Annotated in this window: 20 protein-coding genes; 8 read left to right on the top strand and 12 right to left on the bottom strand. The window is 62.4% G+C overall.

The window, feature by feature from the left end; all coding sequences use genetic code 11:
- Positions 1–63: 63 nt before the first annotated feature.
- From hutU to hutC, 3 genes are all read right to left on the bottom strand, one after another.
- Positions 64–1743: a urocanate hydratase gene (gene hutU, locus ACIPZB_RS11090; protein WP_008098123.1), complete on the bottom strand. Its 1680-nt coding sequence runs from the start codon at positions 1741–1743 to the stop codon at positions 64–66.
- 443 nt (positions 1744–2186) lie between these two features.
- Entirely contained in the window at positions 2187–2762 is a 576-nt protein-coding gene (locus ACIPZB_RS11085; protein ID WP_400640232.1) for a HutD family protein, read from the bottom strand.
- The gene (gene hutC / locus ACIPZB_RS11080; RefSeq protein WP_177324909.1) at positions 2759–3469 is read right to left on the bottom strand and encodes a histidine utilization repressor; all 711 of its coding nucleotides are present in this window, start codon (positions 3467–3469) and stop codon (positions 2759–2761) included. Before hutC ends, ACIPZB_RS11085 begins: the two co-directional genes overlap by 4 nt.
- Positions 3470–3612: 143 nt before the next feature.
- On the opposite strand from hutC, the gene ACIPZB_RS11075 reads away from it, so the two are divergent.
- Positions 3613–4977 carry a formimidoylglutamate deiminase gene (locus ACIPZB_RS11075; protein WP_400640231.1) on the top strand — a complete coding sequence of 455 codons (1365 nt, stop codon included), beginning with the start codon at positions 3613–3615 and terminating at the stop codon, positions 4975–4977.
- Between the two features lie 114 nt (positions 4978–5091).
- Here the strand turns inward: ACIPZB_RS11075 and ACIPZB_RS11070 are convergent, their stop codons facing one another.
- The 5 genes from ACIPZB_RS11070 to ACIPZB_RS11050 all read right to left on the bottom strand — a co-directional run bounded on the left by ACIPZB_RS11070 (position 5092) and on the right by ACIPZB_RS11050 (position 10507).
- A complete protein-coding gene (locus ACIPZB_RS11070) occupies positions 5092–5664 on the bottom strand; it encodes a lipocalin family protein (protein ID WP_008094621.1) in 573 nt (190 codons plus the stop codon).
- Positions 5661–5915, bottom strand: a complete 255-nt coding sequence (gene bamE, locus ACIPZB_RS11065) for an outer membrane protein assembly factor BamE (RefSeq protein ID WP_008094623.1) — start codon at positions 5913–5915, stop codon at positions 5661–5663. The genes ACIPZB_RS11070 and bamE overlap by 4 nt, the downstream gene beginning before the upstream one ends.
- A gap of 230 nt (positions 5916–6145) precedes the next feature.
- Positions 6146–6742: a DUF924 family protein gene (locus ACIPZB_RS11060; protein ID WP_400640230.1), complete on the bottom strand. Its 597-nt coding sequence runs from the start codon at positions 6740–6742 to the stop codon at positions 6146–6148.
- Between the two features lie 3 nt (positions 6743–6745).
- A complete protein-coding gene (locus ACIPZB_RS11055) occupies positions 6746–7756 on the bottom strand; it encodes a class 1 fructose-bisphosphatase (RefSeq protein WP_008100945.1) in 1011 nt (336 codons plus the stop codon).
- A gap of 300 nt (positions 7757–8056) precedes the next feature.
- The gene (locus ACIPZB_RS11050; RefSeq protein ID WP_400640229.1) at positions 8057–10507 is read right to left on the bottom strand and encodes a glycogen/starch/alpha-glucan phosphorylase; all 2451 of its coding nucleotides are present in this window, start codon (positions 10505–10507) and stop codon (positions 8057–8059) included.
- Positions 10508–10694: 187 nt separating this feature from the next.
- Here ACIPZB_RS11050 and ACIPZB_RS11045 point away from each other — a divergent pair, with 187 nt between their 5' ends.
- Complete coding sequence (locus tag ACIPZB_RS11045) at positions 10695–11099, top strand: YkgJ family cysteine cluster protein (protein ID WP_400640419.1); 405 nt, start codon at positions 10695–10697, stop codon at positions 11097–11099.
- 472 nt (positions 11100–11571) lie between these two features.
- Positions 11572–11781, top strand: coding sequence for a hypothetical protein (locus tag ACIPZB_RS11040; RefSeq protein WP_400640228.1), 210 nt, complete (start codon positions 11572–11574; stop codon positions 11779–11781).
- A 163-nt stretch (positions 11782–11944) separates the two neighbouring features.
- Here ACIPZB_RS11040 and ACIPZB_RS11035 read toward each other — a convergent pair whose 3' ends face one another.
- The 3 genes from ACIPZB_RS11035 to thiI all read right to left on the bottom strand — a co-directional run bounded on the left by ACIPZB_RS11035 (position 11945) and on the right by thiI (position 16950).
- Positions 11945–13363: a PhoPQ-activated pathogenicity-related family protein gene (locus tag ACIPZB_RS11035; protein ID WP_400640227.1), complete on the bottom strand. Its 1419-nt coding sequence runs from the start codon at positions 13361–13363 to the stop codon at positions 11945–11947.
- A gap of 185 nt (positions 13364–13548) precedes the next feature.
- Positions 13549–15369, bottom strand: a complete 1821-nt coding sequence (gene typA, locus ACIPZB_RS11030; protein WP_016395395.1) for a translational GTPase TypA — start codon at positions 15367–15369, stop codon at positions 13549–13551.
- Positions 15370–15495: 126 nt separating this feature from the next.
- On the bottom strand, positions 15496–16950 hold the full coding sequence (gene thiI, locus ACIPZB_RS11025; RefSeq protein WP_400640226.1) for a tRNA uracil 4-sulfurtransferase ThiI: 1455 nt from the start codon (positions 16948–16950) through the stop codon (positions 15496–15498).
- Positions 16951–17424: 474 nt separating this feature from the next.
- Between thiI and glnA the strand changes: the two genes are divergently transcribed.
- The 4 genes from glnA (at position 17425) to ntrC (ending at position 22298) form a co-directional block, all read left to right on the top strand.
- Positions 17425–18831 (top strand): type I glutamate--ammonia ligase, encoded by a 1407-nt coding sequence (gene glnA, locus ACIPZB_RS11020; protein WP_008095432.1) that lies wholly within the window; start codon positions 17425–17427, stop codon positions 18829–18831.
- Positions 18832–18983: 152 nt separating this feature from the next.
- Positions 18984–19526 (top strand): chorismate mutase, encoded by a 543-nt coding sequence (locus ACIPZB_RS11015; protein WP_400640225.1) that lies wholly within the window; start codon positions 18984–18986, stop codon positions 19524–19526.
- A gap of 253 nt (positions 19527–19779) precedes the next feature.
- Entirely contained in the window at positions 19780–20865 is a 1086-nt protein-coding gene (glnL, locus tag ACIPZB_RS11010; protein ID WP_008095435.1) for a nitrogen regulation protein NR(II), read from the top strand.
- The gene (gene ntrC / locus ACIPZB_RS11005) at positions 20862–22298 is read left to right on the top strand and encodes a nitrogen regulation protein NR(I) (RefSeq protein ID WP_400640224.1); all 1437 of its coding nucleotides are present in this window, start codon (positions 20862–20864) and stop codon (positions 22296–22298) included. The genes glnL and ntrC overlap by 4 nt, the downstream gene beginning before the upstream one ends.
- A gap of 384 nt (positions 22299–22682) precedes the next feature.
- Here ntrC and ACIPZB_RS11000 read toward each other — a convergent pair whose 3' ends face one another.
- Positions 22683–23120: a hypothetical protein gene (locus tag ACIPZB_RS11000; protein WP_400640223.1), complete on the bottom strand. Its 438-nt coding sequence runs from the start codon at positions 23118–23120 to the stop codon at positions 22683–22685.
- On the opposite strand from ACIPZB_RS11000, the gene trmL reads away from it, so the two are divergent.
- The gene (gene trmL, locus ACIPZB_RS10995) at positions 23119–23580 is read left to right on the top strand and encodes a tRNA (uridine(34)/cytosine(34)/5-carboxymethylaminomethyluridine(34)-2'-O)-methyltransferase TrmL (RefSeq protein ID WP_008093177.1); all 462 of its coding nucleotides are present in this window, start codon (positions 23119–23121) and stop codon (positions 23578–23580) included. The genes ACIPZB_RS11000 and trmL overlap by 2 nt on opposite strands.
- The last annotated feature ends 107 nt before the right edge of the window (positions 23581–23687 follow it).

Here is a 23687-nt window from a genome sequence, read left to right as displayed (position 1 = left end):
GCGATCCCTTGTAGGAGCGGCCTTGTGTCGCGAAAGGGCTGCAAAGCAGCCCCCAGATCCAGATCAGCCAGTAATCATCGGCAGGTTCAACCCCTGCTCTTTGGCACAATCAATCGCAATCTGATAGCCCGCATCGGCATGGCGCATCACCCCGGTGGCCGGGTCGTTGGTCAGCACGCGGGCAATGCGCTCGGCCGCCTCATCGGTACCGTCACACACAATCACCATGCCAGAGTGCTGCGAGAAGCCCATGCCGACGCCGCCGCCGTGGTGCAGTGACACCCAGGTAGCACCGCTGGCAGTGTTGAGCAGGGCATTGAGCAGCGGCCAGTCGGACACGGCATCCGAACCGTCCTGCATGGCTTCGGTTTCACGGTTGGGGCTGGATACCGAACCCGAGTCGAGGTGGTCACGGCCAATCACGATCGGCGCCGACAGCTCGCCGCTGCGCACCATTTCGTTGAACGCCAGGCCCAGCTTGGCGCGCAGGCCCAGGCCAACCCAGCAGATACGCGCCGGCAGGCCCTGGAAGCTGATGCGCTCGCGGGCCATGTCCAGCCAGCGGTGCAGGTGGGCGTCGTCCGGGATCAGTTCCTTGACCTTGGCGTCGGTCTTGTAGATGTCTTCGGCATCGCCCGACAGCGCAGCCCAGCGGAACGGGCCGATACCCCGGCAGAACAGCGGGCGGATGTAGGCGGGGACGAAACCTGGGAAGTCGAAGGCATTGCTCACGCCCTCTTCCTTGGCCATCTGGCGGATGTTGTTGCCGTAGTCGAAGGTCGGCACGCCTTGTTTCTGGAAGTCCAGCATGGCTTGCACGTGAACGGCCATGGACTGCTTGGCGGCCTTGACCACGGCAGCCGGCTCGGTCTGCGCACGGTCGCGGTACTGCTCCCAGGTCCAGCCGGCTGGCAGGTAGCCGTTGAGCGGGTCGTGGGCGCTGGTCTGGTCGGTGACCATGTCCGGGCGCACGCCACGCTTGACCAGCTCCGGCAGGATCTCTGCAGCGTTGCCATGCAGGGCGATGGAGATCGCCTTGCCTTCGGCGGTGTACTTGGCGATGCGTGCCAGGGCGTCATCGAGGTCGGTGGCCTGCTCGTCGACATAGCGGGTATCGAGGCGGAAGTCGATGCGGCTCTGCTGGCATTCGATGTTCAGCGAGCAGGCGCCGGCCAGGGTCGCGGCCAGTGGCTGGGCGCCGCCCATGCCGCCGAGGCCGGCGGTCAGTACCCACTTGCCCTTGAGGCTGCCGCCGTAGTGCTGGCGGCCAGCCTCGACGAAGGTTTCATAGGTGCCCTGGACGATGCCCTGGCTGCCGATGTAGATCCAGCTGCCGGCGGTCATCTGGCCGTACATGGCCAGGCCCTTGGCATCCAGTTCGTTGAAGTGTTCCCAGTTGGCCCAGTGCGGTACCAGGTTGGAGTTGGCGATCAGCACGCGCGGAGCGTTGGCGTGGGTCTTGAACACGCCGACCGGCTTGCCCGACTGCACCAGCAGGGTTTCGTCGTCGTTGAGGTTGGTCAGGCTCTCGACGATCTTGTCGTAGCAGGCCCAGTTGCGCGCGGCGCGGCCGATGCCGCCGTAAACCACCAGCTCTTTGGGGTTCTCGGCAACCTGTGGGTCGAGGTTGTTCATCAGCATGCGCAACGGCGCTTCGGTCAGCCAGCTTTTGGCCGTCAGCTTGTTGCCACGCGGGGCGCGGATCTCGACGTCACGGAATTTGTTCAGTTTGTTGTCAGTCACGAAAAGTGCTCCTCGGGTGCGTACAGCGCGAATGGGGACGGCCTATCCACTTTCGCGCACTTGGCTTTACTTGTACATACAAGCATATGCAATTGAATTGCCAAGTAGTCGACTGGGGGTGCATCACGGGGGATGGGAAAGGGGTACAGCCCAGAAAAACCGGGGATCTGGAGGCAGGAAAAAAATCTGAGGCGGTTCTGGTGAAGTGGATCAGAGGTTTGACGGCATTGCGCCATCCTGGGGCGATCGGTAACAGGCTGCTCCGTTTGGAAGCGTTACCGGGTAACTCTTGGGTTGGCTTTTCCGGCCCTATCGCCGGCAAGCCGGCTCCCACAAGGGATCGTGCAAGCGCTGGAATTTTGGGCGAGACAGTTGCTCCCACAAAGAGCAGGCCAGCGCTGTCCCCTGTGGAAGCCGGCTTGCCGGCGATAGGGCCAGTGAGATCACTGGGAAAGCTGGGTCAGCTCGATCACGCAGCAGCGCCCCTGCACAGCCACTTCCAGCAAACGGTCGTTACCGCTCTGCTGCAGGCAGTCATACAACCCCAGCGACTGCACCTGGCCATCGACCGTCACCTGCAAGTCCGCCTGGGCACTGAACACCAGCACCGTACTGGCCGCACTGAACAGCCGGCTACCACCGTCGAACCATTGCAGCCGCGCCCGGTAACGGGCAGGCGCATAGATCAGGTTGAAATCCCGAATCGGCCCACCCAACAGCGCGCAGCTCACCTGGCTTTCACCCTTGAAGGCATAGGCATCGAAGGGCAGCAGTGGCCGGCCCTGCTCGCCGTCCACGGTCAACTGCATGCCATCGCCCTGCAGCACGCTGATGATCCGCTGGTAACCGGCGAAACTGGAGAACCCGCCAGACGCCTCGATATCAGCGATCGACAGGCGCCAGCCGAAGCCGTCCAGTCCATCGCCGGCATCGCGGGTGATCTCTTCGGTGAACCCACCGCCGTTCTTCCACGGCATACGGGGGTAGTCTTGGGCACGCAAGCACTGCAACTGGCTCATTTACTGAAACGTCCTTCCAGGCGATGACGGGAACCGGGGTGGATCAAACGCGCAGCGGTCACCGGCTGGCGACCGGACCAGGTACGCCGGCGGATCAGCAGGCAAGGCTCGCCCCGCTCGATCTGCAGCAGCTGGCACTCATCGGGTTCGGCGAGAATGGCTTCGACCACGTGCTCGCCTTCGGTCAACGGGGCCACCTGCGACAGGTAGGCGTAGGGCGTCTGCCGAGTGAAGTCCTGCTTGAGGTAGTCCGGGGCGATCTGTGCGTTGACGTAGCGGTCTTCGATTTGCACCGGCACGCCGTTCTCGAAGTGCACGATCAGCGAATGGAACACCCGCTGGCCTTCGCGCATGTCCAGCGCCAGGGCGCGCTCCGAGCCGGCCGCTTCCTCGGCCAGGACGATGACCTGACAGCTATGCTGGTGGCCACGCGCGGCAATCTCGTCGGCGATGTTGTTGACCTCGAACAGCGCAGAGCGGGTCTTCGGCTCGGCGACGAAGGTACCCACACCCTGCATGCGCACCAACAGCCCCTCGGCGGTGAGTTCGCGCAGGGCACGATTGATGGTCATGCGGCTGAAGCCCAGCTCGCTGACCAGCTCGCTCTCGGAAGGCACCCGGTGGTGTGGCGGCCAGCTGCCATTTTCGATCTGCTGGACGATCATCTGCTTGACCCGGGCATACAGCGGCGCCGGGCCCTCGCCCATCTGGGCTACCAGCGCGGAGACAGGAGGTGTCGGCACGGCGTTTGATCCTTGTGCGAGTTGATTGACGGTAGCTTGCCGGAGTTTACCCGGCAGGCAAACGGCTGTATATGTATATACAAGTTAAACAATAACAGGATAGCGCAATGCCCGCCTACTTTGCCGAACGTGCCCTGCTGCCCAGCGGTTGGGCCAACAATGTCCGCCTTGAAGTAACTGCCGATGGCCGGCTGGCCGCCATCGAGGCCGATGCCAGCGCCGCGGGTGCCGAGCGACTGAACGGGCCCTTGCTGCCTGGCATGCCCAACCTGCACTCGCATGCCTTCCAGCGCGCCATGGCGGGCTTGGCGGAAGTGGCGGGCAACCCCAACGACAGCTTCTGGACCTGGCGCGAGCTGATGTATCGGCTGGTGGGCAAGGTCACGCCGGAACACTTGCAGGTCATCGCTCGCCAGCTGTACATCGAGATGCTCAAGGCCGGGTACACCTCGGTGGCCGAGTTCCACTACGTGCATCATGACCAGACCGGCAAGGCCTATGCCGACCCTGCCGAGCTGTCCCGCCGCATCAGCGCTGCCGCTGCCAGCAGCGGCATTGGCCTGACCTTGCTGCCGGTGCTGTACAGCCATGGCGGCTTTGGCGGCCAGGCGCCCAACGACGGGCAGCGGCGCTTCATCAATTCCACCGAGCAGTACCTGCGCCTGCAAGAACAACTCGCCCCGCTGCTGGCCGCTCAACCAGCACAGCAGTTGGGCCTGTGCTTCCACTCGCTGCGCGCGGTAACGCCAGGCCAGATTGCCGAAGTACTGGCCGCAAGCGATCAGCAATGCGCGATCCACATTCATATCGCCGAACAGCAGAAGGAAGTCGACGACTGCCTGGCCTGGAGCGGCCAGCGTCCACTGCAGTGGCTGTACCAGCATGTCGATGTGGATTCACGCTGGTGCCTGGTGCACGCCACCCATGCCGACCACGATGAGGTCTCGGCGATGGCGCGCAGCGGGGCTGTGGCCGGCCTGTGCCTGACCACCGAGGCCAACCTGGGTGACGGTATCTTCCCGGCAGTGGACTACCTGGCCCAGGGTGGGCGCATGGGCATTGGCTCGGACAGCCATGTGTCATTGAGCGTGGTCGAGGAACTGCGCTGGCTGGAATATGGCCAGCGGCTGCGGGACCAGCGGCGCAACCGTCTGTACCGCGAAGACCAGCCGATGGTCGGGCGCACGCTGTATGACGCGGCACTGTCGGGCGGCGCACAGGCGCTGGGGCACCCGGTGGGTGAACTGGTGGTCGGCAAGCGGGCCGACTGGCTGGTGCTGGACGGGCAGGATCCGTACATCGCCATGGCCCAGGGCGATGCGATTCTCAACCGCTGGTTGTTCGCAGGCTCGGATCGCCAGGTGCGCGATGTGATGGTCAATGGGCAGTGGGTGGTGCGCCAGGGGCGGCATGCACAGGAAGCGGAAAGTGCGCGGGCGTTCGTCGAGGTATTGCGTCAGTTGCTGGGTTAGTGGGTAGTCTGCAAGGGCCCTATCGCCGGCAAGCCGGCTCCCACAGGGGGGGGCCGCGCTGGCCTGCTCTTTGTGGGAGCCGGCTTGCCGGCGATAGGGCCCCTGCGGACAGCCTCAATGCATCTGTACGATCTGCTGGTCCGGCGTGCGCCAGATCAGCCGGCTGGTGTCATAACCTTGCTGGCGCGCCTTGGACAACAGGTTCTCGCGCTCCCAGGCAGGTAGCGTCGGCGTACGCGAAAGAATCCACAGGTACTTGCGGTCCGGGCTGCCGACGATCGCCGTGCGGTAGCGATCATCCACGTACAGGATCCAGTACTCGCCCTTGGTCAGGCCCGGCACCGCGCGGGTGAACCAGTTGTCGAACTCCACCCACAACCTATCGGTGTGCCCCGGCTCCTGGATGCTGGCATGGCCCTCCGCGCGCAGCCACTCATCGCCGATGGTGCGGCAGCGGTTGAGTACGCCATACGAGCCATCGGGCTTGAGGTTGTAATGCGCCTCGGACTGGGCGCATTCACTCTGGTACGGCATCGGCAGGCGCGCCAGCTCGAACCACTTGCCTTGATAGCGCTTGAGGTCGACATTGCCGGCGGTCTTCGGCGCCAACGGGTCGTTGGCCGAGGTGGCGCAGCCACCCAGCAGCATCACCAGGCACATCCCCAGCAGCAGGTGCACACGCGTCATTTGAGGCCCTGCCCTGAATACATCAGCACCTTGTCTGCAGCGTACTGAACGCTGATGAAGCTCTTCTCGTCCCCCCAGGTGCAGCTGCTCATGCCCAGCGCACCGGAGCACTCGGCAGGTGTGCCGAGCAGTTGCTCGACCTCGGCCTTGTTCATGCCGGCCTTGAGCTTGGAATAGTTTTCCTGATTGATCTTGCTGCACGCAGTCAGGACGACGCACAAGGACAACAGGGCGAGGGAACGCAACGACATGAAGGAACACTCCTGAAAGGTGGGTACAGGCGAGTGGCCTGCAGTGACCTTCGACGGGAAAATCCCTCCCTGGTTCCCTGCCACCCCCCTTTTCGTTCTACACCGTTGGTCGGCTGGCAGTGCGTTTCAGGGTGTGGAAAGCACTTCGCGGGACAAGCCCGCTCTCACAGGGCCACCACGGCGGTCCTGTGAGAGCGGGCTTGTCCCGCGAAGAGGGTGGAGCAGACGACTCAGAACCTGGAGCCAGGCTCCAGCAAGAAGTCCATCTCATCACTGGTGCTAGGCCTGCCCAGCATCAGGTTGCGATGCGGGAAGCGCCCGAAGCGGGCAATCACCCGCTGGTGCTGCTCGGCGTAATCGAGGAAGCCTTCGAACAGCCGACGGTTCGCTTCCGGCTGCTCGTCCAGCAGGATCTGGTAACGCTCGACGCTCAGGTTCTGCCAGTCCAGCACCTCGGCGTGCTCCAGCACCAGCAGCACGAAGACCCGCTGGATCGGCAGCAACTGGTAGTCCCAGCCCTTCTGCAGCCCTTGCATGGCCACCACCTGGGCACGCCGGTCGCCTTCGAAGGCGCGCGGCGTGTCGCGGTGGATCATGCGCGGCAGCTGATCCAGCAGGATCAGCAGGCCAAGCCAGCCCTGGGGGCTCTGCTGCCACTCGTCGAGCCCGCCCGCCAGGGCATGCTCGACCAAGTCGCCAAACAGCGCCTGGGCTTCGGCATCGTGATGCTTGCCGAACCATAGCGTGCTCTGCTCGTCAGCCACGGCCTGGGCACTGGTACCCCAACCGAACCACCATTCCAGCAACGGCTGCCAAGGTGCGAGCATGGTTTACTCCTTGTGGTAGGCGGTCACGCGCTCGACCTCTTCCTTCGAGCCGAGGATCACCGACACGCGCTGGTGCAGGCTCTCGGGCTTGATGTCGAGGATGCGATCGTAACCGTTGGTGGACGCGCCGCCGGCCTGTTCGATGATGAACGACATCGGGTTGGCTTCGTACATCAGACGCAGCTTGCCCGGCTTGCTCGGCTCGCGGGCGTCGCGCGGGTACATGAACAGGCCACCACGGGTCAGGATGCGGTGCACGTCGGCAACCATCGAGGCGATCCAGCGCATGTTGTAGTTCTTCTTCAGCGGACCGGTCTCGCCGGCCAGCAGTTCGCCCACGTAGCGCTGTACCGGGGCTTCCCAGTGACGCTGGTTGGACATGTTGATGGCGAATTCGGCAGTGGTTGCCGGCACCTGGATGTTCTCGTGGGTCAGCACGAAGCTGCCCAGCTCGCGGTCCAGGGTGAAGCCCTTGACGCCGTTGCCCAGGGTCAGGATCAGCATGGTCTGCGGACCGTAGATCGCGTAACCGGCGGCAACCTGCTCGGTGCCTGGCTGAAGGAAGGCGTTTTCGTTGAGGGTTTCGTTCTGGCTCAGGTATTCGTTAGGGCAACGCAGCACCGAGAAGATGGTGCCGACCGAAACGTTGACGTCGATGTTCGACGAACCGTCCAGCGGGTCGAATACCAGCAGGTAGGCGCCTTTCGGGTACTTGCCCGGAATCTGGTAGGCGTTGTCCATTTCCTCGGACGCCATGCCGGCCAGGTGGCCGCCCCACTCGTTGGCTTCGAGCAGGATGTCGTTGGAAATCACGTCGAGCTTCTTCTGCACTTCGCCCTGCACGTTTTCGGTGCCCATGCTGCCCAGCACACCGCCAAGGGCGCCCTTGGACACATGGTGGCTGATTTCCTTGCACGCACGCGCCACCACTTCGATCAGGAAGCGCAGATCGGCAGGGGTATTGTTGCTGCGGGTCTGCTCAATCAGATAGCGACTCAGGGTAACGCGGGACATGTATTGCTCCGAAAGGGTTGGGGGGGAGAAAAACCCCCGCAGTTTACAGGGAGAGTTGCAAGCTAGCGAGCGATGAGACTTGCCTGGGCTGTCAGACGGCACAATAGGTCGGTAGTTCAGCGCTTGCCAGGCCGGTTGTCTAAAGGGTAGCCACTGCGGATTCTGTAGGAGCGGCCTTGTGTCGCGAAAGGGCCGCAAAGCGGCCCCCGGTATTCGGCGATGCTACGAAAAAAGCTGGGGCTGCTGTGCAGCCCTTTCGCGACACAAGGCCGCTCCTACAGAGATCACGTTGCTTGCCAGTCAATCAAACGCCTTCCAGATCTCGGTAGCATATTCGCGAATGGTCCGGTCCGAAGAGAACCAGCCCATCCGCGCCGTGTTCAGCACCGCCATCCGCCACCACTCCTGCGGCGTATGCCACAGCTCCTCGACCCTGCGCTGGGCATCCCAGTAGGCATCGAAATCGGCGCAGACCAGGAACCGGTCATAAGCCACCAGCCCGTCGATCAACCCCGCGTAGCGCCCAGGATCGTCCGGCGAGAACACCCCACTGCGAATCGCCTGAAGCACATCGTTCAACCGATGGGAGCTGGCAATCGCGGCACCGGCACCAAAATCGTTGGCCCGCTTGCGCGCCTCGACCTGCTGCGCCGTCAGGCCGAAGATGAACATGTTGTCGGCCCCCACGTGTTCGCACATCTCCACGTTGGCGCCGTCCAGGGTGCCGATGGTCAGCGCACCGTTGAGGCCGAACTTCATGTTGCTGGTACCTGAAGCCTCGTAGCCGGCGGTGGATATCTGCTCGGACAGGTCCGCGGCCGGAATGATGCTCTCGGCCAGGCTGACGTTGTAGTTGGGCAGGAACACCACCTTGAGCAGGCCGCGCACGGTCGGGTCGTTGTTGACCACGCGGGCGATGTCGTTGGCCAACTTGATGATCAGCTTGGCCTGGTGGTAGCTCGCCGCCGCCTTGCCGGCGAAAATCTTCACCCGCGGCACCCAGTTGGTGCTGGGGTCGTTGCGAATGGCCTGGTACAGGGCGACGGTATGCAACAGGTTGAGCAGCTGGCGCTTGTACTCGTGGATCCGCTTGACCTGCACATCGAACAGCGCTTCAGGGTTCACCGTGACCCCGACCCGGTCCTGGATGATGCTGGCCAGCGCGCGCTTGCTGTGCAGCCGCTGGGCGGCGAAGGCCTTGCGGAAGCTGCCCTTGTCGGCGAAGGGCACCAGGTCGGCCAGGCGACCTTGCGGATCGTCCAGCAGCTCGGGGCCCACGGCCTCGACCAGCATCGCCGTCAGTTGCGGGTTGGACAGGTACAACCAGCGGCGGAAGGTGATGCCGTTGGTCTTGTTGTTGATGCGTTTCGGGTAGAGCTTGTGCAGCTCGGCGAACACCGTGCTTTTCATCAGCTGGCTGTGCAGCGCCGACACGCCGTTGACGCTGTGCGAGCCGAGAAACGCCAGGTTGCCCATGCGCACCCGGCGACCGTTTTCTTCCTCGATCAGCGACACCGCGCGCAGCACGTCGAAATCGTGCAGGCCCTTGGCCCGCAAGGCGTCGATGTGGAAGGCGTTGATCAGGTAGATGATCTGCATGTGCCGCGGCAGCATGCGCTCCATCAGCGCCACCGGCCAGGTTTCCAGCGCTTCGGGCAGCAGGGTGTGGTTGGTGTAGGCGAGCGTACCCACGGTCAGCTCCCAGGCCTTTTCCCACGGGACTTCATGCTGGTCGACCAGCAGTCGCATCAACTCGGCCACGGCGATCGAGGGGTGGGTGTCGTTGAGCTGGATGGCCGCCGCATCGGGCAGGTTGAGCAGGTCCTTGTGCATGTTCAGGTGACGGCGCAGCAGATCCTGCAACGAAGCCGAGACGAAGAAGTATTCCTGGCGCAGGCGCAACTCCTGCCCCGCCTCGGTGCTATCGGCCGGGTACAGGACCCGCGAAATGCTCTCGGCCCGCGCCACTTCCGCCACCGCGCCCAGGTGGTCGCCGGCATTGAAGCGCTCCAGATGCAGCTCTTCCAGCGCCCGCGCACGCCACAGCCGCAGGGTGTTGACACTGGCGCCACGCCAGCCGACCACCGGCGTATCGTACGCCACCGCCCGCACCGTTTCGCCCGGTGTCCAGACCTGGCGCTGGGCGCCATCGGCGTCGTTCAGCGTCTCTACACTGCCGCCGAAGCTGATCGGGTAGATCACTTCCGCCCGCTCGAACTCCCAGGGGTTGCCGAAGTCCAGCCAGTTCTCGGTCTGTTCCTGTTGCCAGCCATCGACCACCGCCTGGCGGAACAGGCCATGCTCATAACGAATGCCATAGCCGTGGGCAGCGATACCGAGGGTCGACATGCTTTCCATGAAGCACGCTGCCAGCCGGCCGAGGCCGCCGTTGCCCAGCGCCGCGTCCGGTTCGAGCAGGCGAATGCGCTCCAGGTCCACATCCAGCCCTTGCAGCGCCTCGCGGGCAACGTCCAGCAGGCCAAGGTTGCTCAGGCTGTCGTACAGCAGTCGGCCAATAAGAAATTCCAGGGAGAGGTAATACACCCGCTTCTGGCTGCGTCGATAGGCCCGACGGGTGTGGTCCATCCAGTGGTCGACCATGTGGTCGCGGGCAGCCAGGGCGATGGCTTCGAACCAGTCGTGGTCGAAGGCGTGCTCGGGGTCCTTGCCGACCGCGTAGGTCAGCTTGTCCAGTACAGCGGCGCGAAAGTCGGCCACCTCGGCGTCACGAGCTTTGGGTTCCTGGGACATGCGGCATCCTCGGGCAAGTTGACGAAAGCGCAGGGAGAGTGTTGAGACTAGACCCTTCGACAGGGAGTGACGATTACGGTTCGCAGATTTCGTGCCTGCTGGGTGAATCCGGCAAAAGGTTGTTCACAAATTGAACAACTCCGGTATGATCGCGCGCCCCAAGACCGTGATCCAGCTCTATATAACGATGAAAACGACCCTGATTGCCGCGGCCGAAGTCGACCGCCTGGAAACCTGGCAGCGCTATGCCAGCCACATGTGCGGAGGCTGCCATTCGACGTGCTGCACCTTGCCGGTGGAAGTGAAGATCAAAGACCTGATCCGCATTGGCGTGGTGGACGAGTTCGAGAAGGACGAACCACCGAAGAACATCGCCAAACGCCTGCAGAAAGACGGCATCATCGAGCGCTTCAACCAGAAGTCGGGGATCTTCACCCTGACCCGCATGAGCAATGACGATTGCCTCTATCTGGATCGTAAGAGCCGGCTGTGCACCATTTATGACAAGCGCCCGGATACCTGCCGGAACCATCCGAAGATCGGGCCGCGGCCGGGGTATTGTGCTTACAAGCCGAAGGCTGCCGTTCGCTGATTCAATTGCCCTTGAGCACCTACAGGTACTCACCCCTCTCAGGATCGGTGCAGGACCTGTGGGAGCTGGCTTGCCAGCGATGAAGACAACGCGGTGCATGGCACCGGCTGCGCCGGTGATCGCCGGCAAGCCGGCTCCCACAGAGTCTGCGTTCCCACCATAAACTCAGATATTTCCTACGCATTTGCACTGGAGGTACAGCCTCCTGCGAAATATCCTACGAGCTCTGTCGACACGCGTCTGATTGCCCCTGGAAACCTGACTCTCTAGGCTCTTCGGGTCGCTGAATGTTTCAGCGATCGGGGTGTGGAAACCCTGGCAATACATGAGAATGCGACCGTCGTAATGGCAGTTGTACGCGGAAGGCCGCACGGCCTGCCGGGGTTCTCATGGCCTGGTTTTCCACTCCGTGTACAACTGCCACCCTTACGTGTGGAAACGGACGGGGGCGGTAATGCCATGAGAGATAGCCATGAAAAAGATAGTCCCCGACCCACCCCACCATTTCGACCTGCCAGACGGCACGACCCTCACCTACACCCACAGCCACCGCGCCCTCGATGGCATGGCCGATGAGGCGGCGCGAGAGTCGCTGATGAACGGGTTGCGGGCCATGCAACTGGCCTGGGGGCAGGCGGATGCGCTTTCCCTCGCCCTGGAGCGTACCGGCAGCTTGCATTGATGCTCGACGCTTCGCGGGGCAAGCCCGCTCCCATGTAGGAGCGGCCTTGTGTCGCGAAAGGGCCGCAAAGCGGCCCCAGGCCCTCGGCAGCGCTGCATCAGTTGCTGGGGCTGCTCTGCAGCCCTTTCGCGACACAAGGCCGCTCCTACAGCAACGCGCGGGGTCAGTTTGGGAAGGTTCTGCAGGCCTGGCCATTGTCCTTCGGTGGATGGGTCGGGAAGGTCTCAGGCAACACCGTCACCGGGCTGGTGGCGACGAATCCATCAGCAAACTGCGCTTCCACGAACCGCGCCTGCCACCCTTGCGACGGCGCAGTCCAATCCAGGCTGAAGGCTTCGCCGGGCACTAATGTCCGGGATGTGTAGCGAACGCCACAGGCATACCGAAAATCCCGGTCCTCGCCGTTGTGCGCAGTCCAGACCTTCACTGCCACAGGCATCTCAGATAAGCGCACCTGCAAACGCCCCACCTCCTCGCCCGGCAACACCTGTACGCCAGGCAGAGGCCGACCCGCCTGGATACGCTGGACAAAAGGTACGAGCGTAGTGGCAACATGCGCGCGCACGCCGCCATGGTCCGAATTCGGCAACACCCTGAGGCTTGTCTGGCCCGGCAGGCGCTGCAGGTAGTCCGTGGCGTGGTCGGGCGCGAAGAAATCATCCCCGCTGGCGGATACCAGGTACTTGGGTATTTCCAGGCGAGCGCCCGGTTCATCCAGATACTGCATCGGGTCCATCAGCCCCATCAGCCGCTCGAAGGCTGGGCTGCCCAACTGCTGCAAGACACCCGCTGCCTGATAAGGCCATAGCGCCAGCGGCCACGCACCACCGTAGCGCTTGCGCAACCCGGCCAACATATCGGTGGTGTCGGCAACATCAATAACACCCGGCACGATGGCGATCACCCGCTCATCGGCCATGGCGGTCAGCCACGCACTCCAACCGCGCTTCGATGCGCCAGTGATGATGAAGCGCTCGATACGCAATTCGGGAAGTGCTTCTGACGTGAGGTCCATGGCCCTGCTCGCGGCGGCGGCCATCGGCACATGCAGGGGCAGCTCCGGGGCGGCGGCTTCGCTGCGCAGCGAATGCGCCCAAGTGTGGGCCACGGCATAATCCTCGCGCATAGGCGCTTGTGCATCGCTGAAGGTCACGTACTGGTTGGGCACGTCGCTGATCATTGCCACAACGGTCTGCGTCTGCACAGCCACCGCACTCAGCGCCTCGGACGAGTAGTCGGGTGTTTGTTGCTCCTCACCCAATCTCACACCGTTATTCACCACCAGCAGCGCCTTTTCCTGCGACGCAGCATCGGGCACATAAAGCTCGACGCGGTGCTCCCACAAGCGGGGTTCGACCACCGGTTCAGGCGCCCAGGTCTGCGAGGTCATCCGGTACTGATAAAGGGTATAGCCCCGCGCGGGGGTCTTCTGCTCAAGCTGGTACTGCAGCGGCGCCTGCCTTACCTTTTCGACATGACAGCGGGCCACTTCCTGCGGGCGCAGCCCGCTGCAGTCCTGCTGGGCACTGGCCTGGAAACAGACAGCGAGACAGGGGATTACCAGCAAATAGCGACAGTTCATGTGCCGTGCTCCATGGGAAAGAGCCGGCAACGTAGGCAACGGTTCCAAGCGCGACAAGGTGGCTAAGTTCACAGTCGAACATGCAGCCGCGAAACACAGCCGCTTCCTACAGCCACTTTCCACAAAGCAAACAAAAACGCCCCCGGCCTTTCGACCGGGGGCGTTTTCATTCAGCCTGAGCTAACTCAGTTCTTGGCTTTCTTGGCAGCGCGGGTACGCTCGCCTTCGTCCAGGATCTTCTTGCGCAGACGGATCGACTTCGGCGTGACTTCGCACAGCTCGTCGTCCTGGATGAATTCCAGGGCCTGTTCCAGGGTGTGGCGAACTGGCGGAACCAGGGCGATGACTTCGTCTTTGCCCGAAGCACGCATGTTGTCGAGCTTCTTGCCTTTGGTCGGGTTCACGCCCAGGTCGTTGTCGCGGCTGTTCAGGCCGATGATCTGACCGTTGTAGATCTCTTGACCGTGTTCAACGAACAGCTTGCCACGCGCCTGCAGGGTTTCCAGCGAGTAGGTCAGTGCCTTGCCGGTCTCGACCGAAACCAGTACGCCGTTGAGGCGGCCGGACATCTGGCCCGACTTCATGGTGTCGTAGCGATCGAAGATCGAGGTCAGGATGCCTGCACCGTTGGTCAGGGTCAGGAACTGGTTACGGAAACCGATCAGACCACGGGCTGGAATGTTGTACTCCAGGCGCACACGACCTTTGCCATCCGGCACCATGTTGGTCAGGTCGCCTTTACGCAGACCCATTTCTTCCATGACCTTGCCCTGCGAATCTTCAGGGATGTCGATGGTGACGTTCTCGAACGGCTCCTGCTTAACGCCGTCGACTTCGCGGATGATCACTTCAGGACGGCCTACGGCCATCTCGAAGCCTTCACGGCGCATGGTTTCGATCAGTACCGACAGGTGCAGCTCACCACGGCCCGATACCTTGAACTTGTCAGGGGAATCGGTTTCCTGAACGCGCAGAGCAACGTTGTACAGCAGCTCTTTGTCCAGACGGTCCTTGATGTTACGGCTGGTGACGAACTTGCCTTCCTTGCCGCAGAACGGCGAGTCGTTGACCTGGAAGGTCATCGAAACGGTCGGCTCGTCAACGGTCAGCGGCTTCATCGCTTCTACCGCATCCGGGGCGCACAGGGTGTCGGAGATGAACAGCTCGTCGAAACCGCTGATGCAGACGATGTCGCCGGCCTGGGCTTCTTCGACGTCAACACGGTGCAGACCGTGGTGACCCATCAGCTTCAGGATACGGCCGTTGCGCTTCTTGCCGTTGGTGTCGATGGCGACAACCGGGGTGTTCGGCTTGACGCGACCACGGGCGATACGGCCAACGCCGATAACGCCGAGGAAGCTGTTGTAGTCCAGCGCGGAGATCTGCATCTGGAACGAACCGTCACGATCGACGTCCGGTGCTGGTACGTTGTCGACGATCGACTGGTACAGCGCGGTCATGTCTTCGCCCATGGCGGTGTGGTCCAGACCGGCAATGCCGTTCAGGGCCGAGGCGTAGACGACTTTGAAGTCCAGCTGTTCGTCGGTGGCACCGAGGTTGTCGAACAGGTCGAAGATCTGGTCCAGAACCCAGTCAGGACGCGCGCCCGGACGGTCAACCTTGTTGATCACGACGATCGGCTTCAGGCCGGCTTCGAAGGCCTTCTTGGTCACGAAGCGGGTTTGCGGCATCGGGCCGTCCTGGGCGTCGACCAGCAGCAGCACGGAGTCGACCATCGACATTACACGCTCAACCTCGCCACCGAAGTCGGCGTGGCCGGGGGTGTCGACGATGTTGATGTGGTAGCCGTTCCAGTTGATGGCGGTGTTCTTCGCCAGAATGGTAATGCCGCGCTCTTTTTCCTGGTCGTTGGAGTCCATGACGCGCTCGTCGTTGAGCTCGTTACGCTCCAGAGTGCCGGACTGACGCAGGAGTTTGTCGACGAGGGTGGTTTTACCATGGTCAACGTGGGCGATGATGGCGATGTTACGCAGATTTTCGATCACAACTGTATCTCGATCAGAGGATTCGGTTGCCGCCAGTCTAGGCGGCCAATATGAAGTTAAAAGGCTCAGCGGGCCCGGCGGTCGGGAGGGCGATGGCGGATGCTGCCGCCATACAGCCCTGGCATCTTATGCCGGACGATAAACACGCACATTGGCATGTCCCTCACTGAGCAGGTGGTGTGCGTGCAGACGGCTCATCACACCTTTGTCGCAATACAGCAAGTACTGGCGGGTCTCATCCAGCTGCTTGAACTTGCTGTTGATCGCGTAGAACGGCATCACCTGGACTTCAACGCCCTCGAGCACCAGAGGCTCGTCTTCCTGGGCGTCGGGGTGACGGATGTCGATGACGATCTGGCCTGGCAGCGCTTCGCGTACTTCCTCGATTTCCACGTCCTCGCCCAGCTCGTCGATCACGTGGTCGATGGAGATGAACTTGGCGCGTTCGAGGGCGCGTTCCAGCACGGCCATGTCGAATTGTTTCTCTTCATGCTCCATGCGATGACGCTTGGCATGAGTCGTCGGGTTCACCGAGATCACGCCGCAGTATTCAGGCATGTGCTTGGCGAAATCGGCAGTGCCGATTTCGGTGGCCTGGTCGATGATGTCCTGCTTGTGGCTGGCCAGCAATGGGCGCAGTACCAGCTTGTCGGTCGCCGAATCGATGATCGACAGGTTCGGCAGCGTCTGGCTGGATACCTGGGAGATCGCCTCGCCGGTCACCAGCGCTTCGATTTCCAGACGATCGGCCATGTGCGCGGCGCCGCGCAGCATCATGCGCTTGAGGGTCACGCCCATGTAGCTGTTGTCGACCTTGTTGAGGATCTCGCCCACCACTTCTTCGAACGGCACGCTGATGAACAGCACGCGCTGGCTGCTGCCGTATTTCTTCCACAGGTAGTGGGCGACTTCCATCACCCCCAGCTCGTGGGCGCGGCCGCCGAGGTTGAAGAAGCAGAAGTGGGTCATCAGGCCACGGCGCATCATCTGGTAGGCCGCCACGGTGGAGTCGAAACCACCGGACATCAGCACCAGGGTCTGCTCCAGGGCGCCCAGCGGGTAGCCGCCAATGCCCTGGTGCTGGTTGTGGATGACGTACAGGCGCTGGTTGCGGATTTCGATGCGCACCAGCACTTCAGGGTTCTTCAGGTCGATGCCGGCGGCGCCGCACTGCTGGCGCAGCTGGCTGCCGACGTAGCGATCGACGTCCATCGAAGTGAAGTCGTGGTGGCCGCCACGCTTGCAACGCACAGCGAAGATCTTGCCTTCCAGCAGGTGACCGAAGTGCTGCTTGCACTTGGCGACGATGTCGTCGAAGTCGCCCAGCGGGTACTCCTCGACCTGCAGGAAATGGGTGATACCCGGCGTGCAGGTGAGGCGCTCGATCATCTCGCGCTGGACCTTCTCGTCCTCGACGCGGGTGACCACTTCGAGATTGTCCCAGACACCATCGACCGCGAGCTCAGGATCGAGGTCCTTGAGCACGTTGCGGATGTTCTTGCCGAGCTGGCGGATGAAGCGCTTGCGCACCGGCCGGCTCTTGATGGTGATCTCTGGGAAGACTTTGACGATAAGTTTCATTGGTTTAACAGCGCGCGCAGGGCCTGCCGAAAATGAGGGGCGCGAATTATATCGGAAATTGCTCAGGATTTGACCAACTTTTGTACAGAAGGTTGGATTTATGTTTGCCCGCACCGGCCTCATCGCCGGCAAGCCGGCTCCCACAGGGGAGGGCGTAGGTCTTGAGGCCTGTGGTTGACCTTGTGGGAGCCGGCTTGCCGGCGATGAGGCCCTTAAAGGAAGCACAAACCCCAACAAACGCACCGTATTGGTGCGCAACTACCAAAATCCGCATCTTAAGAGTGCATTTTTCGCCAGGCCTACACCCCTAGATGCCCGCAAACGCCCCTTTTTATCCCAGCCTCGCCATTTTCGGGCACTGGCATGCAATTTGCTCCCTTGTGAGGCAGGTAAGCTTGGCCGACTATCCGCGCCCAGCAACACCCTTTTTCCAGGGCGGCGGCCCACCGCGCTCTAGACCCTCCGGAGGACAACATGTCGAAGTCGGTTCAACTCATCAAAGATCATGACGTCAAGTGGATTGATCTGCGTTTCACGGACACCAAAGGCATTCAGCATCACGTGACCATGCCGGCGCGTGATGGCCTGGACGAAGACTTCTTCGAAGTCGGCAAGATGTTCGACGGTTCCTCCATCGCAGGCTGGAAAGGCATCGAAGCCTCCGACATGATCCTCATGCCGGTCGACGACACCGCTGTACTGGACCCGTTCACCGAAGAGCCGACCCTGATCATCACCTGCGACATCGTCGACCCGTCGAGCATGCAGGGCTACGATCGCGACCCGCGTGGCATCGCCAAGCGCGCCGAAGAGTACCTGAAGAGCACCGGCATCGGTGACACCGTATTCGCAGGTCCAGAGCCTGAGTTCTTCATCTTCGACGAAGTGAAGTTCCAGTCGGACATCTCCGGCTCGATGTTCAAGATCTTCTCCGAGCAAGGCTCGTGGATGACCGGCGCTGACGTGGAAGGCGGCAACAAAGGCCACCGTCCAGGCGTGAAAGGCGGCTACTTCCCGGTTCCGCCGTTCGACCACGACCACGAAATCCGTACTGCCATGTGCAACGCACTGGAAGAAATGGGTCAGACCGTTGAAGTTCACCACCACGAAGTGGCGACTGCCGGCCAGAACGAAATCGGCGTCAAGTTCAACACCCTGGTGAAGAAGGCTGACGAAGTACAGGCCCTGAAATACGTCGTGCACAACGTTGCCGACGCTTACGGCCGTACCGCCACCTTCATGCCGAAGCCACTGTACGGCGACAACGGCTCGGGCATGCACGTGCACATGTCGATCTGGAAAGACGGCAAGAACACCTTCTCGGGTGAAGGCTATGCCGGCCTGTCCGACACCGCCCTGTACTTCATCGGCGGTATCATCAAGCACGGTAAGGCCCTGAACGGCTTCACCAACCCGTCGACCAACTCCTACAAGCGCCTGGTCCCAGGCTTCGAAGCGCCGGTAATGCTGGCCTACTCGGCTCGCAACCGTTCCGCCTCGATCCGTATTCCTTACGTCGGCAGCCCGAAAGCCCGTCGTATCGAAGCACGCTTCCCGGACCCATCGGCCAACCCGTACCTGGCCTTCGCGGCCCTGCTGATGGCTGGCCTGGACGGCATCCAGAACAAGATCCACCCAGGCGATGCTGCCGACAAGAACCTGTACGACCTGCCGCCTGAAGAGGCGAAGGATATCCCGCAGGTTTGCGGCAGCCTGAAAGAAGCCCTGGAAGAGCTGGATAAAGGCCGTGCGTTCCTGACCAAGGGCGGCGTGTTCTCCGACGACTTCATCGATGCCTTCATCGAGCTGAAGTCGGAAGAAGAGATCAAGGTCCGCACCTTCGTACACCCGCTGGAATACGAGCTGTACTACAGCTGCTGATTTGATCGGCGCCTGGCGCTGATCAACGTCACATGAAACGGCCTCCTTCGGGAGGCCGTTTCTGTTTCTGCCTTCAACAGCTTCGGAAGGTTCCTACCCGAGAAACACGGCAGCTTCTCCACACTCGACGCTTCATCCACTGGAGACTTGCCATGCGTCCATTTTCCCTCGTCGCCCTTGCCGCCTTGAGCCTTGCAGGCTGCACCACAACCTCGACAGACAGCCCCGCGTTCGCACCCCTACTCGACGCCATCGAACAACGCCTGAGCCTGGCCGAGGCGGTTGCGCTGCACAAGTGGGACCAGGGCCAACCGGTGCAGGCAACCCAACGCGAACAGCAGGTGCTTGCGCATGTTCGCGCAGCCGCACCCGCTTATGGCCTGATCCCGCAGCGCGCCGAAGCCTTCTTCGCCGACCAGATCGAAGCCAACAAACTGATGCAGTACACCTTGCTTTCCCGCTGGCATCGCCAGGGTGTGGCGCCCGACACGCTACGCCAGGACCTGCAGCAACAGCTGCGCCCGCAGCTCGATCAACTGCAGGCCACGCTGCTTGGGCAACTGGCCGCATTCGAGCAGCACCCGCCACGCGCTTGCGCCGCCCGACTGGCTGATGCCCTGGCCAGCCGCCCGGTGGACAACCTGACCCGCAACGCACTGATCCGCGCCACCGGCCAACTGTGCGATAAACCCTGAAACCTCTATGCTCTATATTGGTGCATCCGATTGAGTGTGGGCCTTCGGTGCAGCCCAAAATGGATCACAAAAAACGTTAAACCAGGGCATTCTGTTCCGAATTCGCGCAATTGCAGGCCTTTTTCGGCTAATTCCGCTTCTTTTCGGAGCCTTGGTTTGTTTCTTGCATTTTCCTGGCATCTGCGGATCCATAGCGCGCCCGCCCCAGGTCACGCCGAGGGCTGCCAGCGCCAAAAGAGGTCACCGACGCCTTATGACCATCAGCGATGCACAGCACCGTCTGCTTCTGGACAACCTGACCACCGCCACGCTTCTGCTCAACGCAGAGCTGCGCCTGGAGTACATGAACCCGGCCGCCGAAATGCTGCTGGCTGTCAGCGGTCAACGCAGCCACGGGCAATTCATCAGCGAGCTGTTCACCGAGTCGACCGAGGCGCTCAATTCCTTGCGTCAGGCGGTGGAACACGCACACCCCTTCACCAAGCGTGAAGCGCAACTGACCTCACTGACCGGGCAGACCATCACCGTCGACTACGCGGTGACGCCGATCCTGCACCAGGGCAATACCCTGCTGCTGCTGGAGGTGCACCCGCGCGACCGCCTGCTGCGCATCACCAAGGAAGAAGCCCAGCTGAGCAAGCAGGAAACCACCAAGATGCTGGTGCGTGGCCTGGCCCACGAAATCAAGAACCCGCTGGGCGGCATCCGTGGCGCAGCGCAGCTGCTGGCGCGCGAGCTGCCCGAAGACGGGCTGCGCGACTACACCAACGTGATCATCGAGGAAGCCGACCGGCTGCGTAACCTGGTCGACCGCATGCTCGGCTCGAACAAGCTGCCGTCGCTGGCCATGACCAACATCCACGAGGTGCTGGAGCGCGTCTGCAGCCTGGTCGACGCCGAAAGCCAGGGATGCATCACGTTGGTGCGCGATTACGACCCCAGCCTGCCGGACCTGCTCATCGACCGCGAGCAGATGATCCAGGCGGTACTGAACATCGTGCGCAACGCGATGCAGGCCATCAGCTCGCAGAACGAACTGCGCCTTGGGCGCATCACCTTGCGCAGCCGTGCGGTGCGTCAGTTCACCATCGGCCATGTGCGTCACCGCCTGGTGGCCCGGGTCGAGATCATCGACAACGGCCCGGGCATCCCGGCGGAACTGCAGGACACCCTCTTCTATCCCATGGTCAGTGGACGCCCGGACGGTACCGGGCTGGGCCTGGCCATCACCCAGAACATCATCAGCCAGCACCAGGGCCTGATCGAGTGTGAAAGCCACGCGGGCCACACCGCGTTCTCGATCTTCCTGCCCCTGGAACAAGGAGTCACCGCCTCATGAGCCGAAGTGAAACCGTATGGATCGTCGACGATGATCGCTCCATCCGCTGGGTCCTGGAAAAAGCCCTGCAACAGGAAGGCATGACGACCCAGAGCTTCGACAGCGCAGATGGCGTAATGGGCCGCCTGGCTCGGCAGCAGCCGGACGTGATCATTTCCGACATTCGCATGCCCGGCGCCAGTGGCCTGGACCTGCTGGCGCAGATCCGCGAACAGCACCCGCGTCTGCCGGTCATCATCATGACCGCCCATTCCGACCTGGACAGCGCCGTGGCCTCCTACCAGGGCGGCGCCTTCGAGTACCTGCCCAAGCCGTTCGATGTCGACGAAGCGGTGTCGCTGGTCAAGCGCGCCAACCAGCACGCCCAGGAACAGCAAGGCCTCGACGTCCCCCAGGCACTGGCCCGCACCCCCGAGATCATCGGCGAAGCGCCGGCGATGCAGGAGGTGTTTCGCGCCATTGGCCGGCTCAGCCATTCCAATATCACCGTGTTGATCAACGGTGAGTCGGGTACCGGTAAAGAGCTGGTGGCGCATGCCCTGCATCGCCACAGCCCACGTGCGGCTTCGCCATTCATCGCGCTGAACATGGCCGCTATTCCCAAGGACCTGATGGAGTCGGAGCTGTTCGGCCACGAGAAAGGCGCGTTCACCGGTGCAGCCAACCTGCGTCGCGGTCGCTTCGAACAGGCGGACGGTGGCACCTTGTTCCTCGACGAGATCGGCGACATGCCAGCCGATACCCAGACACGTCTGCTGCGGGTGCTGGCCGATGGCGAGTTCTATCGCGTCGGCGGCCATGTACCGGTGAAGGTCGATGTGCGAATCATCGCTGCGACTCACCAGAACCTCGAATCGCTGGTCCAGGCGGGCAAGTTCCGCGAGGACTTGTTCCACCGGCTCAACGTGATCCGCATTCATATCCCCCGCCTGGCCGACCGCCGCGAGGATATTCCGGCCCTGGCCCGGCACTTCCTTGGCCGCGCCGCGCAGGAGTTGGCCGTCGAGCCGAAACTGCTAAAGCCGGAAACCGAAGAATTCATCCGCAACCTGCCTTGGCCCGGTAACGTTCGCCAGCTGGAAAACACCTGCCGCTGGATCACAGTGATGGCCTCCAGCCGCGAAGTGCTGATCGGCGACCTGCCGCCCGAGCTACTGAACCTGCCCCAGGACGCCGCCCCGGTCACCAACTGGGAGCAGGCGCTGCGCCAGTGGGCTGACCAGGCCCTGGCGCGCGGACAGTCGAACCTGCTCGACAGCGCCGTGCCCAGTTTCGAACGGATCATGATCGAGACCGCGCTCAAGCATACGGCGGGACGACGTCGTGATGCGGCGGTGCTGCTGGGGTGGGGGCGCAATACCCTGACCCGCAAGATCAAGGAGCTGGGGATGAATGTGGATGGTGGGGATGATGATGAGGGGGATGAACATTAAGACCTGATAGGTCAGTTTGATTGCTGGGGCTGCTGCGCAGCCCTTTCGCGACACAAGGCCGCTCCTACAGGGACTGCGTTGCTTCTGTAGGAGCGGCCTTGTGTCGCGAAAGGGCCGCAAAGCGGCCCCAGCCATTTGAGACCCATGCACCGATCCTGTGCCCCCTGCACCGCCCCAAGGCACAAATCCCCTCGAATCCCGGCCAAATCCCCCTGAAAGCCCAATATTCCCGGGCTTTGCAAAACTGGCACGCCCCCTGCAATAACCAAGACATCTCCAGTTTCGGGGGCCTCGGTACAGGCAGGCCGGGTGAACCCCTCTTTTATTCGCAGTCCGCGCAAGTTTTGGGGACCTCGGTACAGGCAGGCCGGGACATCCCCTCTTTTATTCGTGCAGCCGTACCTGCACACGCCAGCGCCCAGCGTCTTCTGCACCGGCCCACTCGCCGTGCAGAGGACGCGCGGCCACCAGGGTCAACAGCAACCCCTCTTCGCTCTTCTGCAAACGCCAACCCACCGGCCTGCCCTGCAGGCTCAATTGCCCGCGCTGGGCCTTGCCTTGGGCTTCGAACAGCACTGCAACCGTCCCTTCGACATGCTCACCGTGCAGCTTCGGCGCTTCGTTGAACCACAGGTCAAGGCCATCCTGCACCACGTCCACCTGTTCCAGGACACGCTCATCCGGCGACGTCAGGCGACCGATCATCAGCCCCACCATCACGCCGACGATCGCAAGGGACAGCAGCACACGCGGGAAGCCCTTCGATCGCAGGTCCGCTTCAGGGGTAGAATGCTCGCCATCTTCATGCTTGGAGCCGTGCATGTTTCACGTCATCCTCTTTCAACCAGAAATTCCGCCGAATACCGGCAACATCATCCGTCTGTGCGCCAACAGCGGTTGCGACCTGCACCTGATCGAACCGATCAGTTTCGAGCTGGACGACAAGCGCCTGCGTCGCGCTGGGCTGGATTACCACGAGTATGCCACGCTCAAGCGCCACGAAAGCCTGGCCGGATGCCTGGAAAGCCTGGGCAACCCGCGGCTGTTCGCCTTTACCACCAAGGGCTCGCATCCGTTCCACGAAGTGGCCTATCAGCCGGGCGATGCATTCTTGTTCGGGCCCGAGAGCCGTGGTCTGCCGGCCGAGGTGCTGGACAGCCTGCCGGCCGAGCAGCGCCTGCGCCTGCCGATGCGGCCGGGGTGCCGCAGCCTGAACCTGTCCAATACCGTGGCGGTGACGGTGTATGAGGCGTGGCGTCAGCAAGGGTTTGCCGGGAGCTGACAGGTTGCCTGCACTGGCCCTATCGCCGGCAAGCCGGCTCCCACAGGGGAGGTGCAAGGCTTTTGTGGGAGCCGGCTTGCCGGCGATAGGGCCGGTACAGGCAACAA

This window comes from Pseudomonas sp. NPDC089396 (genome assembly GCF_044749545.1).
In the GTDB taxonomy this organism is placed as follows: domain Bacteria; phylum Pseudomonadota; class Gammaproteobacteria; order Pseudomonadales; family Pseudomonadaceae; genus Aquipseudomonas.
The sequence above is the reverse complement of the archived record's forward strand: the minus strand, read 5'-3'. Positions and strand labels throughout refer to the sequence as shown.